13 protein-coding genes are annotated in these 13318 nt (G+C 67.7%); 3 read left to right on the top strand and 10 right to left on the bottom strand.

Going from position 1 to position 13318, the window contains the following annotated elements; genetic code table 11:
• Positions 1–62 precede the first annotated feature (62 nt).
• The 3 genes from AC3A3W_RS10110 (at position 63) to AC3A3W_RS10100 (ending at position 4256) form a co-directional block, all read left to right on the top strand.
• Positions 63–1046, top strand: a complete 984-nt coding sequence (locus tag AC3A3W_RS10110) for a DnaJ C-terminal domain-containing protein (protein ID WP_487442437.1) — start codon at positions 63–65, stop codon at positions 1044–1046.
• Between the two features lie 15 nt (positions 1047–1061).
• The gene (locus AC3A3W_RS10105) at positions 1062–1484 is read left to right on the top strand and encodes a heat shock protein transcriptional repressor HspR (RefSeq protein ID WP_487442435.1); all 423 of its coding nucleotides are present in this window, start codon (positions 1062–1064) and stop codon (positions 1482–1484) included.
• A 99-nt stretch (positions 1485–1583) separates the two neighbouring features.
• Positions 1584–4256: a PEP/pyruvate-binding domain-containing protein gene (locus tag AC3A3W_RS10100; RefSeq protein WP_487442433.1), complete on the top strand. Its 2673-nt coding sequence runs from the start codon at positions 1584–1586 to the stop codon at positions 4254–4256.
• 34 nt (positions 4257–4290) lie between these two features.
• Here the strand turns inward: AC3A3W_RS10100 and AC3A3W_RS10095 are convergent, their stop codons facing one another.
• The 10 genes from AC3A3W_RS10095 to AC3A3W_RS10050 form a co-directional block, all read right to left on the bottom strand.
• Positions 4291–5028, bottom strand: coding sequence for a VOC family protein (locus AC3A3W_RS10095; protein WP_487442431.1), 738 nt, complete (start codon positions 5026–5028; stop codon positions 4291–4293).
• Between the two features lie 41 nt (positions 5029–5069).
• Positions 5070–6044: a D-2-hydroxyacid dehydrogenase family protein gene (locus AC3A3W_RS10090; protein ID WP_487442430.1), complete on the bottom strand. Its 975-nt coding sequence runs from the start codon at positions 6042–6044 to the stop codon at positions 5070–5072.
• Positions 6041–6322, bottom strand: a complete 282-nt coding sequence (locus tag AC3A3W_RS10085) for a hypothetical protein (RefSeq protein WP_487442428.1) — start codon at positions 6320–6322, stop codon at positions 6041–6043. Before AC3A3W_RS10085 ends, AC3A3W_RS10090 begins: the two co-directional genes overlap by 4 nt.
• A 96-nt stretch (positions 6323–6418) precedes the next feature.
• Positions 6419–6814, bottom strand: coding sequence for a universal stress protein (locus tag AC3A3W_RS10080; protein WP_487442426.1), 396 nt, complete (start codon positions 6812–6814; stop codon positions 6419–6421).
• Positions 6811–8433 (bottom strand): tripartite tricarboxylate transporter permease, encoded by a 1623-nt coding sequence (locus AC3A3W_RS10075; RefSeq protein WP_487442424.1) that lies wholly within the window; start codon positions 8431–8433, stop codon positions 6811–6813. Before AC3A3W_RS10075 ends, AC3A3W_RS10080 begins: the two co-directional genes overlap by 4 nt.
• Entirely contained in the window at positions 8434–8937 is a 504-nt protein-coding gene (locus AC3A3W_RS10070; RefSeq protein WP_309993649.1) for a tripartite tricarboxylate transporter TctB family protein, read from the bottom strand.
• The gene (locus AC3A3W_RS10065; RefSeq protein ID WP_487442422.1) at positions 8934–9944 is read right to left on the bottom strand and encodes a Bug family tripartite tricarboxylate transporter substrate binding protein; all 1011 of its coding nucleotides are present in this window, start codon (positions 9942–9944) and stop codon (positions 8934–8936) included. The genes AC3A3W_RS10070 and AC3A3W_RS10065 overlap by 4 nt, the downstream gene beginning before the upstream one ends.
• 177 nt (positions 9945–10121) lie before the next feature.
• Entirely contained in the window at positions 10122–11264 is a 1143-nt protein-coding gene (locus tag AC3A3W_RS10060; RefSeq protein WP_487442421.1) for an amidohydrolase family protein, read from the bottom strand.
• Positions 11264–12628 carry a type I glutamate--ammonia ligase gene (locus AC3A3W_RS10055; protein ID WP_487442419.1) on the bottom strand — a complete coding sequence of 455 codons (1365 nt, stop codon included), beginning with the start codon at positions 12626–12628 and terminating at the stop codon, positions 11264–11266. Before AC3A3W_RS10055 ends, AC3A3W_RS10060 begins: the two co-directional genes overlap by 1 nt.
• 102 nt (positions 12629–12730) lie before the next feature.
• Positions 12731–12991, bottom strand: coding sequence for a GlsB/YeaQ/YmgE family stress response membrane protein (locus AC3A3W_RS10050; protein ID WP_205651177.1), 261 nt, complete (start codon positions 12989–12991; stop codon positions 12731–12733).
• Positions 12992–13318: the final 327 nt, after the last annotated feature.

Genomic DNA, 13318 nt, shown 5'->3' with positions numbered 1-13318 from the left:
GTCAGAACCCAGGTTTCGACAAGCTCAACCACCGACCCGTAACTTTCTGAAAGGAAACGCCATTGGCCAGCCAGGACTGGGTAGACAAGGACTTCTATAAGATCCTTGGTGTTGCCAAGGACGCTTCCGACGCTGATATCAAGAAGGCCTACCGGAAGCTCGCCCGGCAGCACCACCCGGACACGAATTCGGGCGACGCTGCCTCGGAGAAGAAGTTCAAGGACATCTCCGAGGCCTACTCCGTGCTGTCGGACCCTGATGAGCGCCAGCAGTATGACGCCATCCGGGCCATGGGCGGCGGAGCGCGCTTCGCCCCGCACACTGCCGGGAGCACGGCGAACGGCGGGTTCGAGGACCTCTTCGGCGGGCTGTTCACCGGCGGCGGAGGACGCCATTCCGGTGGCTTCAGCACGGCCGGTGGCATCCCACCCGAATTTGCCGACCTGTTCGGCGGCGGCTTCGGCGGGGCCGGCGGTCCTGCCGGGTACCAGCGTGCGCCGCAGAAGGGCGCGGACCGCACGGCGACCACCAGCATTTCCTTCGCCGGATCCATCCGTGGCACCACCATCGGCCTGCGCGAGCCGGACGGCGAAGTCATCGACGTCCGCGTGCCCGCCGGCATCAAGGACGGCCAGAAGGTCCGTGTCCGCGGCAAGGGCCAGTACGGTCCGGCCGGCAACGGCGACCTCCTGGTGACGGTCAACGTCAAGCCGCATAATTTCTACACGCGCGACGGAGACAACCTCCGCATCCACGTGCCGGTCACCTTCCCGGAAGCCGCTTTGGGCGCCGACATCGAGGTCCCCACCATCGACGGCGAGCATGTCAGGGTCCGGGTACCCGCGGGGACGCCGTCAGGGCGTACGCTCCGCGTCAAAGGCCGCGGCGTCAAAACGTCCAAGGGCGAGGGCGACCTGCTGGTGACGATCGACGTCGCCGTTCCGAAGAACCTGAGCAAGGATGCCGAGGAGGCGGTGAAGGCGTTTGCCGCCGCCACCGCCGGCGCGGATGTCCGTGAAGGCCTGGCAGCCAAGGCACGGCTGTAGAAACGGGCGTCAGCCGTGGACATCAACTTCGATCAGCCGATTTTCGTCATTTCAGTGGCGGCCGAGCTGGCAGACATGCATCCGCAGACGCTGCGGCAGTACGACCGGCTGGGCATCGTCAGGCCCAGCCGTGCGCCGGGTAAGTCCCGCCGGTACTCCCAACGGGACGTGAACATGCTCCGCGAGGTGCAGCGCCTGTCCCATGAGGGTGTCTCGCTCGAGGGCATCAAGCGCATCCTCGAACTGGAGAACCAGGTGGCGGCGCTGCAGCGCCGGGTCGGCGAACTGACCGAGGAACTGGGCCGGCGGCGTGATTCGCTCGACTCCAGGATCTTTGCCGCCGGAGCAGCCGGTGACGTCGTCAGCCTCGCCCGTGGACAGCGCCCCCGGCCGCGCTCCCAGGCAGTGGTGGTTTGGCGCCCGCGCAGCGGCCAGTGAGCGGCGCCGAACGGGGCTAGGAGGCCGTCATTCCGCGTGCCACAATGGGGACGGGCCAGGCCCGGAGCAGCGCCTCGGCCCGGGCAGGAGGGATGCACGGTGGTGGCCTATATCAGGGACTTCGGGCAGCTCGGGCGCGGGGATGTCGGGCTGGCCGGCGGCAAGGGTGCCAACCTTGGCGAGCTGGCCCGGGCAGGGTTTCCCGTGCCGCCCGGCTTCGTGCTGACCACCGCAGCATATGCGGACTTCATCGAGGCCAACGGACTCGCCCCGCGGATTCTCGAACTCGCCACGCTTCCTCCCGGAGCACGCGGGACCGACTACGATAACGCCGCCCAGCGGATCCGGGTGCTGTTCGCCGGAGGCGTGATGCCGGAGGAGGTCGCCCGCGAGCTGCACGAGGCGTACAGCGGGCTCGCCCGGGGGACTGCAGCGCCCGACGGCGGCGGTGCGGACGTGCCGGTGGCGGTCAGGTCCTCTGCCACGGCCGAAGACCTGGCCTCGGCGAGCTTCGCGGGGCAGCAGGACACCTACCTGAACGTCCGGGGCGCTGATGACGTCGCGGCTGCGGTCATTGACTGCTGGGCGTCGCTGTGGAATGCGCGGGCCATGGCTTACCGCTCCCGTGAGGGGCTTGATCCCGCCACGGTCCGCCTCGCCGTGGTGGTACAGCGGATGGTCGAGTCGGACGCCGCCGGCGTCATGTTCACGGCCAACCCCTCCAACGGCCGCCGCGACCAGGTGGTGATCAGCGCCGCCTGGGGCCTGGGCGAGTCGGTGGTCAGCGGTGCCGTCACCACCGACGACGTCGTGTTGGACCCCGCCTCGGGCCGCGTGGAGTCGCGGCGGACCGCGGACAAGGACGTCATGACCGCCTACGCCGAAAAGGGCACGAGGGAGCAGCCGGTTCCTGAGCGGCAGCGCCGCCAGCCGGTCCTGGATGACTCGGCGGCGGCCGCGCTGGCACGGCAGGGAGTGGCCATCGCGGAGCATTTCGGCGCGCCGCAGGACATCGAATGGGCGCGTGCGGACGGCGAGTTCTTCATTGTGCAGTCCCGCCCGGTCACCGCGCTGCCCGATCCCTCGGCCGAGGCCCCGACTGAATGGCCGCTGCCCTATCCGAAGGGCATGTACTTCCGGGCGAGCATTGTGGAGCAGTTGCCCGACCCGCTCTCACCCTTGTTCGCCGACCTCATCGACGGCTCGGTGACGCGGTCGATCAGGGCCCTGCTCGCCGAGGCCGTGGGCGGAGACGTGGTCCGGGAGGGCGACGTCTCGCTGCCCACAATCAACGGCTACGCCTATTACTACTACAGCTCCAGCGGAATGTGGCGGGTGATGGGCAAGTCCCTGACCGCGATGGGTGCGCTTGCCCGCGGCCAGGCGCACATGGGCATCAAGGGGTGGCGGGACCATTCCCATCCCCGGTACCGCGGGCTGGTGCGGCGCTGGGCCGGCAAACCGCTGGAGGACCTTCCCTCCTCCGAGTTGCTGGGCGGGATCTCCGAGCTGCTGGACGCCGGAACCGCCTATTACACGGCGGTGCAGTCCGTCATCCCCATCGCGGCTACCAGCGAGATCATGTTCCGGTCGTTTTACGACCGGCTGGTCCGCCGTGCCGGGGACCCGCCCGGACAGACCTTCCTGCTCGGGTACGACAGCGAGCCCATCCGTGCCGAGAAGTCACTGTTCGACCTGGCGGCCTGGGCGCGCGGACATCCGGAGCTGGCCGCAGCCCTGACTTCCGGACCGGCCGGATCCATTGCGGCGTCCATACGGGCGGGGGAGAGGCCCGCGGGCGTGGACGCTGGGGTGTGGGAGCAGTGGCAGAGGCGCTTCCAGCGGCACCTGGACCGGTTCGGGCACGCCGTGTACAACCTTGATTTCGTCAACCCGGTGCCCGCCGACGATCCTTCCGCCCTGCTGGAAACCCTGAAGTTCTTCCTGCGCGGCGAGGGCCACGACCCGCATGAGCGCCAGCAGCGTTCGGCAGACCGCCGGGAGGACCAGAGCCGGGCGATCAGGGCACGGCTTGACCCCGCCCGCCGCGCGGCGTTCACCCGGCTGCTGCGCTGGGCGCAACGGGCGGCGCCCGTCCGTGAGGATGCGCTGGCCGACGTCGGCCTGGCGTGGCCGCTGATGCGGCGGATGCTGCTGGAGCTTGGGCGGCGGCTGGTCGGCTCGGGCATCATCGCAGACCCCGCCGATGTCTTCTGGCTGCGGCTCGACGAGCTGCGCAATGCCATCGAATTCGGCCTTGCCACACCGGGTGCAGCCATCACCGGTGCCGAACGGCCAGTGCGGGCCGACGCCGTGGAGCAGCGCAAGATGGTGTGGCGCGGACAGCGGAAGGCCGCCGCGCCGCAACTCCTGCCCGAAAGCCGATGGATGGAACGGGCGTTCGGAAGCATGATGCCGGCCCGCTCCCAGGACCAGCGCGGCGACACCTTCTCGGGAGTCGGCGCCAGTTCCGGGCAGGTGACCGCGCCGGCGCGCGTCCTCGGCGGCCCCGAAGACTTCGCCAGCATGCGGCCGGGCGACGTCCTGGTTGCCCGCATGACCACGCCCGCCTGGACGCCGCTGTTCGCCATGGCCTCAGGCGTGGTCACCGATGTGGGCGGCCCGCTGAGCCACAGCTCGATCGTCGCCCGGGAATACGGCATCCCCGCCGTTCTCGGCACCGGCGTGGCCACCCAGCGTCTCGCGAGCGGCCAGCAGGTGAGGGTCGACGGCGATGCAGGCACCGTCACGGTCGAGCGCGCCGAGGCGTGATCCGGGCAGAGGGGAGGCGCATGCACCCTCTGTGTCAGCCCGGAGTAAGGACGCAGAACTCGTTACCCTCCGGGTCGGCGAGGCACACCCATGGCACATCGCCCTGGCCGACGTCGGCGTCAGTGGCGCCCAGAGCACGCAGCCGGGCCACCTCTGCCGCTTGATCGTCACCGGGATATGGCCTCAGGTCGAGGTGGATACGGTTCCACACGGTCTCCTCGCCGGACGTACGAAGGAGTTCCAGATACGGCCCGACACCCTTGGCCGAACGCAGCCGCGCATGATCGTCGGTCACCTCGTGCAGCGTCCAGTCCGTAGCCTCGCTCCAGAACCGGGCCATGGCCCGCGGATCCGCGCAGTTGACCACCACCGTGGCGATCGGACCAGTGTCCCGGTAGATGGGTCGCGGCTCCAGCACACAGAACACATTGCCCTCCGGGTCGGCCAGGACCGTCCACGGCACATCTCCCTGGCCCACGTCTGCTGGCATCGCACCGAGCTCCAACAGGCGCGCCACCAGCTCCGCTTGATGGGCCGCAGAGGTGGTGGCTAGATCGAGGTGCGCGCGGTACTTCACTGTCTCGGGGTCCGGAACGGTGACGACGTCGACGCAGACGGCGGTGGGGTCCGGCCAAGCGAAGCCCACGGGCTCAACATTGGTCACACCGGGCCCCTCGCTGGACACACCCCAACCGAGCACCTCCGCCCAAAACCGGCCGAGGGCCGAGTCATCCCGGGCTTTGAAATTCACCTGAACAAGTCGCAGCGCCATACCGCCCGACCCTAGCGCATACCCGGTCGGGGAGGCACTCCCTAACGGAGGGTGGCCGGCGTTAGCGGCCGGACGGGGGTGCCGTCCAGCCAGGCTGCCACGTCCTCGAACGCGCCGCCGAAGAATGCCTGGTAGCTTTCCCGCGTGACATAGCCAAGGTGGGGCGTCAGGAGTGTCCGCGGCGTGTCCAGGAGCGGGTGGCCCGGCAGCAGTGGCTCCTGGTCGAAGACATCCAGCGCGGCACCGCGGATCCAGCCCTTCCGCAGCGACGTGACAAGTGCCTGCTGGTCAACGAGGGGCCCTCTGGCGGTGTTCACCAGGACGCCGTCGGGGCCCAGGAGCCGCAACTCCCGTTCGCCGACCGTCCCCTCGGAACGCGCCGACAGGCGCAGATGCAGGGACACGACGTCGGACTTCTGGAAGAGCTCATCCTTGGTGACTTTGCGCGCGCCGGCCGCGGCGGCTGCCTCTTCCGTGAGGTTCTGGCTCCACGCAAGCACGTCCATCCCGAAGGCGCGGCCGTAGGCGGCGATGCGCTGGCCGATCTTGCCAAGGCCAACGATGCCGAGGGTCTTGCCGGACAGCTCGAAGCCGACCGTCCGCTGCCAGCCGCCTGCCCGCAGGGTGTTCTCCTCCGCGGTGATGTGCCGGGCGAAAGCCAGCAGCAGCGCCCAGGTCAGTTCGGGAGCTGCGGTTGGTGAGCCGCCGGTTCCGCACACCGTGACGCCGTGGTCGGTGGCCGCCTGCAGGTCGATCGAGGCGTTCGCTGCGCCCGTGGTCACCAGCAGTTTCAGCCGGGGCAGTTGCTCGATGACAGTGCGGGGAAAGGGCGTGCGTTCCCGCATCGCGATGATGATGTCAAAGTCCGCCAGGGCCGCCACCACTTCGGCGTCGGACGGCAGATGGTGGCGCAGCACAGTGACGCTGACCCCGCGCTCGGCGAGGGAGCTCCACGGGGCGAAGTCCTCCGCGACGCCTTGGTAGTCGTCCAGAATGGCGAGGCGGTGCTGTTTCATGGCTTTCGGGTGCGGTCCGGGCCGGCGTGGTGCCTCCGGGCGCGGCGGAAGAGCGTCACGCCGTCGCCGTGAAGAAAGAGTGCACGTCCTTGTCCGCCGTCCTGGATGATCCAGATGACGCTGCCGTCCGGAGCCCGCATGTCAATCCGGCCAGAGGCGACGCGCCCCTGGCGGTGGATTTCCACCTTGTCACCGGGGGAGAGCGTGGCCCAGTTGGCTATGGGTTCCGGGGACAGCCTTCCTGCGGCGGCACGGGCATCGGGGGCGCAGACAGTCATGGTGGTCCTTTCAACGTGCGGATGGTGCAGACCCGAGGGCCCGGAAACCCAACGGGTCCGGACCCCCGGTCTGCGACGTACTGGATTGGTGCGTGATTAGGCGCCGGCCTTGACCGCCAGCACAGGGCAGGACGCTTCGAGCAGGATCTGCTGCGCCGTGCTGCCCATGATCAGTTTCCCCACGGGAGTGCGCTTTCGAAGGCCAATGACGATCAGCTCCGCCTGGTATTCCTCCGCGGCATCGAGCACTTCGTTGGCGGCGTCGTTCCCGCGAACCGGCTGGAGGACGAGGTGCTCCACTCCCTCCTTCTCCAGCCGCTGGGTGACAGCTGTGAGGTCCTCGGCCTGGACGTACCGTTTGTCCACCAAGGCGTCGCCGCGGGAGGAATTGACGATGACGAGCCGGCTTTGGTTTTTCTGGGCCTCACTGATCGCCCGGTTGAGGGCGGCTGCCCCCTCCGGCGTGGGAACGTAGCCGACGATGATGCTCACGATTTCTCCTGTCCATGGTTGGCGTGCGTGGTGTCTGCTGCCGTTGGACGGTCCACAGCCGGACTGTCCACAGCCGGACTGCCTGCTGCGGGGCCGCCGGGGACTGTACCGCCCGCAACCGCCGCGGCGGGGCGGGGGCGTGCACGGCGCCATGCCTTGAACAGCAGCGGCCAGAGCAGGACGAGGGCCACGATGATGTAGACGACGATGGCAATCGGTTCGCTCCAGAGGCCGGAGACGTCGCCGGCGCTCAGCTGGAGCGTCTGGCGCAGCTGCTTTTCAAGGCGCGGTCCGAGGATCACACCGAGGATGAGCGGCAGGACAGGCAGTCCGTAGCGGCGCATCATGAAGCCCAGCGCGCCCAGAACCAGCAGGATCACCAGGTCGAATGCCTGCAGGTTGACCGAGTAGGCGCCCAGCGTCGCGAAGAACAGGATGCCGGCGTACAGGTACGGGCGCGGCAGCCGGAGCAGCTTCGCCCAGACCGGTGCCAGGGGAAGGTTCACCAGCAGCAGCAGGAAGTTGCCGATGAACAGGCTGGCGATCAGCGCCCAGACCAGGGGTCCCTCGTTTTCGAACAGGAGCGGTCCGGGCTGGATGCCGAACTGGACGAAGGCGGCCAGCATGACGGCGGCGGTGGCGTTCGTCGGCAGGCCGAGGGCGAGCATCGGGGTCAGGGTGCCCGCCGCTGCGGCGTTGTTGGCCGCTTCCGGGCCGGCCACGCCTTCGATGGCGCCCTTGCCGAACTCCTCGGGGTGCTTGGTGAGCCGCTTCTCCGTCACGTAGGAGAGGAAGGTGGGGATCTCGGCGCCGCCTGCCGGCAGCGCTCCGAAGGGGAAACCATAGGCGGTACCGCGCAGCCACGGCTTCCAGGACCGCTTCCAGTCCTCCTTGCCCATGAAAGGCCGGCCAACGGGGATGATCTGCAGCGGTGTGCGGCGCAGGTGCGCCGCTACCCACAGGGCTTCGCCGACGGCGAAGATCGCCACGGCCACGACGACGACGTCGAGTCCGTCAGACAGCAGCGGCAGGCCGAAGGTGAGGCGGGCCTGGCCGGAGACGATGTCAAGGCCGACGAGGCCGATGGCCAGCCCCAGGCCCAGGGACGCGAAGCCGCGCAGCCGGGAGGAGCCCAGGACGGCGGTGACGGCCAGCAGGGCCAGGACCATGATGGCGAAGTAGCTGGGTGAGCCAAGGCTCACCGCGAACTGGACGACGATCGGTGCGAAGACCACCAGGAGGGCGGTGCCGATGGTGCCGGCGACGAACGAGCCGATGGCGGCCGTCGCCAGTGCCTGGGCCGCCTTGCCGGCCTTGGCCATCAGGTTGCCCTCAATCGCGGTGATGACGGAGGACGATTCGCCCGGGGTGTTGAGGAGGATTGACGTGGTGGAACCGCCGAACATGCCGCCGTAGTAGATGCCGGCGAACATGATGAAGGCGCTCGTCGGTTCGAGGACCGAGGTGACCGGGAGCAGCAGCGCCACGGTCATGGCCGGCCCAATGCCGGGAAGGACGCCGACGGCGGTGCCCAGGAGGACGCCGATCAGGGCGTACAGAAGGTTCATGGGGGTCAGCGCCGTCGCGAACCCGTCCATGAGTGAGGACAGGATGTCCATCTAGAGAATCCCTTCAAGGAGCCCGGCGGGGAGGGCGATGCCCAGGCCGAGGTAGAAGCCGTAGAAGGTCAGGAGCGCCAAGGCCAGGGAGATGAGTCCGTCGCGGACGTAGTGGCGGCTTCCCAGCGCCCAGACACTGCCCCAGAAGAGCACGGTTCCGGAGATGACCCAGCCGGCCCAGTCGATCAGCAGGATGTTGGCGATGAAGGCCAGAGCCAGCGGGAGGACGGTCTTCCAGTCGCTCGGGTGGCTCAGATCGACGTCCTCGCCGGCCTCGGCGTCGGCGTGGCCGCCGCGCAAGACATTTACCGCCAGCATCACTGCGCAGACCAGCAGGAGTGCTCCCACAATGACGGGCAGGGCCTTGGGGCCCACCGGGTCTGACTGGGAGTAGGGCACGACCAGGCGCACGGCGTCGAAGAGGACGAAGGCGCCGACCGCCCCGAGCAGGGCTGCGACGCCCAGCTCGGAGCGGCCTTTGAGGCGGGAGGACAAGGAGGTCACGCCAGGCCGAGCTTCGTCAGGACATCGGCGACGCGCTTGTCCTGGTCGGTGAGGAAGGTCTTGAATTCATCACCAGTGATGAAGGCGTCGGTCCAGCCGCGGGTCTTCAGGGTTTCCTTCCACGATGCCGACTCGTGCATCTTGGTGAGGGTGGCGATCAGCGCATCACGGTCGGCATCGCTGATGCCTGGAGGGGCGACGATGCCGCGCCAGTTGGTGAAGACCAGGTCGATGTTGGATTCCTTGAGCGTGGGGGCGTCGACTCCTTCAAGCCGGTTCTCACCGCTGGTTGCCAGGACGCGGACGGATCCGGACTTGATCTGCTGAATGAACTCGCCCGCTCCGGAGGCCGCGAAGCCCAGCTTGTTGCCGAGGATGGCCGGCAGCAGGTCCCCGCCGCCGTCATAGGAGACGAAGTTGACCTTGGTGGCGTCGATGCCCACAGCACCTGCGAGCTGCATCGGCAGGAGGTGGTCCGGGCCGCCCGGCGAGGAACCGCCGCCGACGCTGACCTTGGAGGGGTCCGCCTTCCATGCAGCCACAAGATCGTCAATGGTCTTGTACGGGGAATCCTTGGAAACCATGATGGCGCCCGGCTCTTCGATGAGCTTCGCCAGCGGAGTGGTCTCGGTGAGCTTCGACTCGGACTTGTTGGTGTAGCTGGCTCCGACGACGCCGAGGCCCATCAGCATGGTCAGGTCGCCGTTGCCCTTTTCGTTGACCACGCGGGCCAGTCCGACGGTGCCGCCAGCGCCGGCGAGGTTGAAGACCTCGGGGTTGGTGGCGAGTTTCTCATCCTCGAGAACCTTCGCCGCGGCGCGTGCCGTGGTGTCGTAGCCGCCGCCGGCGGTGTTGGGCACCATGATGCGCAGCCCGGTGAGGGGTCCGCTGCTTGCTCCGGTGGTGGTGGGGCCGCCCTCAGTCTTGCCTGTCGCCCCGCAGCCGCTGGCCATCAGTGCGATGCCTGCCGCAACTGCTGCTACGCGCAATGCGCTGAATCCGCGCATGTTGTTCCTCTTCTCGTTTGGTCCGTTTGAGCGGTGTTCTCCGATGCTATGGCTGAAAGTGACGCGGCTCACTCTTGTGTAACCAGAGAACGTTAAGTTCATTGCGTTCACGTTTCCGGGGGCGCACTGGTGGCAAACGGAGGCACACACCGGCCCAATCGGGGCCCGGCCGCCGGCTCAGGGGAGCGCGTACACGCGGCGGGCGTTGCCGTGTGCGACGAGTTCCACGATCCTGCGGGCGTCTGCCTCTGACCAGTCGTCGTCGCCTATCCATTCGCCGACAAACCTGGTGACGGCGTTGCGCCACAGTCTCGCTCCGAGGTAGTGAAGTTCGGCCGGGCCGTATGCGTCGGAGGAGTACAGGATCTTTGTGAAGGGAGCCAGTTCGAAGGAGCGGGCCACCAGCTCCCGGCTCCGTGCTCCGGTGAAGTTCACGGCCAGGCCCACGTCGAGGTAGACGTTTTCAAAGGAGTGGGCCAAATAGCCGGCCTCGCGCTCGAAGGGGTAGCAGTGGAGCAGCATGATCGGCGTCTCCCGGACGCCGGGGGACCTGAGGAAGTCCAGGAGGTACAGCGGATTGGTCTTGTGGAGGTCCAGGTCGCGGTCGCCGAATCCGACGTGAAACTGTAGCGGAAGCTTCAGCGACACCGCCGCATGGATCCCGTGGGCAATGAGTGTCACGTCGGTCAGCTTCGCAGTCGTGCCGCCGCCCAGGTTCTCCTGCCAGCGGCGGGCTGCTTCTGTGACCGCAGCCGGCATCGGCCGGCTGAGATCCTGGTCGAATCCTGCGCGGTAGGCAAGAACCGTTTTGAAGCCCACAGCTCTGAGGGCAAGGTTTTGAAGCCGTTGACAGAACTCTTCGGCGTAGTCTGCCGGGTTGGCGATCTCCGTGATCAGCCCTTCGGCGACCACTTCCAGCCGGACGATCTCGTGGATTCGGCCGCCGGAGGCGTCGGCCATGCCAGCCGGGCCGAGGTAGTCGGCGGAACTTAATCCTGTATCGATCAGCCAATCGCTCACCCCGGCAGCGCGGGTCATGCGCCGGCTGACCTCGAGTTCGCCAAGCTCGCAGCGCCGGCTCCAGTAGTCCGCCGGCGACGCGTGCCGCGGCAGGTCAAGAATGCCGCTGCACCAGCGCCGGATGGCGAGCCCGAGTTGCGTGGTGTAGGAGTCCCCGGGGTGGGTCAGCGTTTCAGTGTTCCCCTCGTTGAGTGAGTTCTGAAAGCGTGCCTCATCGCCGTCGGCCTGAAACGCGCCGTGCACATGATGGTCGATAAGGGCGACTTGTTCGATGAAGTCCGCGAAGGAACCGCCCGCCATCAGATCGACCAGGCAAGTCGAAAGCGTTCGGCAAGCTCGGCTGGCCCGAGGTCCGCGGAGGTCCGCTGTTCATAGCGCCGGACGGCCACCGTGGCATCAACGATCGCGTCGCCGAGAAGCCCGCGGGCAAGGCGTGACTTGTCCAGCGTGTCGATGATGGCGGCGGGGGAATCGGAGAGGAGACGGATGTTCGCCTGCTGCCGCTCGTCTTCCGTAAGCCTTGCCGGGTCACCGGGAATCTCTGCCGGAAGCCTTCGCCCGCTGCGGATGCCGTCAAGCGCGAGCGCAAGGATGGCTGCGGAGGCCAGGTACACGTTTGCCGACGGGTCAATGATTTTCACCTCGACGTTGGCTCCGTGCGGATTGCTCGTGCCCTCGTTCAGAAAGCGCACCGAGGCTTCCCGGTTTTCCAGGCCCCAGCACAAGTAGGCGCCCGACCACGTGCCGGGTGCCAGCCTGCTCCCGGACAAAACTGATCCGGTGAGGAAACCCTGGATATCGGGGAGCCCTGCGATGATTCCTCCGATGGCCGCGCCTCCCTCGGAGGAGATGCCGTGCGGTCCGCTGCCGCCGGAGAACAGCGGCCGGCCGTCCTTATGGAGCGAAAAGTGCTGGTGGGCGCCGTTTCCGACCGTGCCGGGAAAGGGCGAGGGGGAGAACGAAGCCTGCATGCCGTGGGCCCTGGCGACGATGCCCACGATGAGCCTGGCTAGGACCGCGGCGTCCGCGGCCTGAACGGGCGAGGCCGGTGGAAGGGAGAACTCGAACTGGTTCCTGCCGTACTCGGCGTGGACCTGCTCCACGGGAATGCCGGCCTGGTTCATCGCTGCCAGCAGGCCGTCGAGGAATTCCGATCGGTCCAGAAGGCCGGTTGCCCCGTACGGAACCCAGGGCGTGTTGTCCAGCGCTGAGCCGTCCGGGGAGACGAGGAAAAATTCGAGCTCGTGGCCCACGAGCGACTGGTATCCGGCAGCCTCGAGACTCGCGTCGACGCCGGCCAGAAGCCCCCGGGCGCAGGCCGGAGAGGCGGCGCCGTCCTGTTCGAAAAGGCTGCCCGGTGCCCAAGCCCGGCCACCCGGCAGGACACGGAGCCCCGCGATGTCGATCCTGAGGCGCATATCGCCGACGGGCGTGATGCTGTCCGTGAACGCTATCCCGCCGTCGATCGTGAAGACGTGCCAGACGGGGGCGGCGCCCATCCCGGATTGGTGGAAGGCGCCGAGCCGGGCCAACGGAACGCTCTTCGCCAGCGTGAGGCCCGACACATTCACCACCGTGCCGATCACCGTGCGCACGCCCGCCCCCTGGAGCTCGCGTTGTGCCCTTGCCGCGGCGGATTCGTCGGCTGAGGTGATTTGCGTCATGCGCCTATCATGCGGTGCCTCACCGTCCAAGGAAAGGTTCACGAATGTGCTGACTCACGGAACAGAGCGCCAGGGCCGATGTCCTGAGTAGCCGGGACAGGGTCAGCGCGTGACCCTCCGCCTCCCTGCCAGGCTTTCGGCGACGCCGATCAGCAGAACCGCGGCGATCACGGCGACGACGAAACCCAACACATTGAGCTCGAAAACGTTTCCCGTGCCCAACAGGCTCGCGATGACCCCTCCGATAACTGAGCCCGCGAGTCCCAGCAGCAAGGTGGCGAGCAGCCCCAGATTCTGCTTTCCGGGCTTGATCAGGCGCGCCAGCGCGCCAATGACAAGTCCTGCGATGATGAATCCAATCATGGCTGATGCTCCTTAGTAGCGGTTCGGGTCGTTGGGGCGTTGCCGTGCCTGGCGGGCGCGCAGCACGCGGGCGATGATGGCCGGGAGCAGGGCAAACAGCAGTTTCTTCATGGTGGTCTTCCTTTGTCGGACTGGTGCGGGCCGGCCACCCGGGGTGGGGGCGGCCGGCTGCAAAACCCAAGGGGCTTTAGGTGTTCTGGACGTGGTCCTTGGCGTCCGTGGCGCTGGCCTTGACGTCGGAGACGGCTGTCTGGCCTTCTCCCTTGACGTGCTGGGCGGCGTCGGTTGCGGTGGCTTTGACGTTTTCCATGGCTTCCTGGGCGGGTT

The organism is Arthrobacter sp. Soil_N43, from assembly GCF_057655195.1.
Note: the sequence above shows the minus strand (reverse complement) of the source record. Positions and strands in the feature narration are given on the sequence as shown.

What these genes read in the sequence shown, in the direction of transcription:
- AC3A3W_RS10095 (WP_487442431.1), bottom strand. Translation starts at nt 5,028, where the DNA reads ATGGCGCTGCGACTTGTTCAGGTGAATTTCAAAGCCCGGGATGACTCG.
- AC3A3W_RS10090 (WP_487442430.1), bottom strand. Translation starts at nt 6,044, where the DNA reads ATGAAACAGCACCGCCTCGCCATTCTGGACGACTACCAAGGCGTCGCG.
- AC3A3W_RS10085 (WP_487442428.1), bottom strand. Translation starts at nt 6,322, where the DNA reads ATGACTGTCTGCGCCCCCGATGCCCGTGCCGCCGCAGGAAGGCTGTCC.
- AC3A3W_RS10075 (WP_487442424.1), bottom strand. Translation starts at nt 8,433, where the DNA reads ATGGACATCCTGTCCTCACTCATGGACGGGTTCGCGACGGCGCTGACC.
- AC3A3W_RS10065 (WP_487442422.1), bottom strand. Translation starts at nt 9,944, where the DNA reads ATGCGCGGATTCAGCGCATTGCGCGTAGCAGCAGTTGCGGCAGGCATC.
- AC3A3W_RS10060 (WP_487442421.1), bottom strand. Translation starts at nt 11,264, where the DNA reads ATGGCGGGCGGTTCCTTCGCGGACTTCATCGAACAAGTCGCCCTTATC.
- AC3A3W_RS10055 (WP_487442419.1), bottom strand. Translation starts at nt 12,628, where the DNA reads ATGACGCAAATCACCTCAGCCGACGAATCCGCCGCGGCAAGGGCACAA.
- AC3A3W_RS10050 (WP_205651177.1), bottom strand. Translation starts at nt 12,991, where the DNA reads ATGATTGGATTCATCATCGCAGGACTTGTCATTGGCGCGCTGGCGCGC.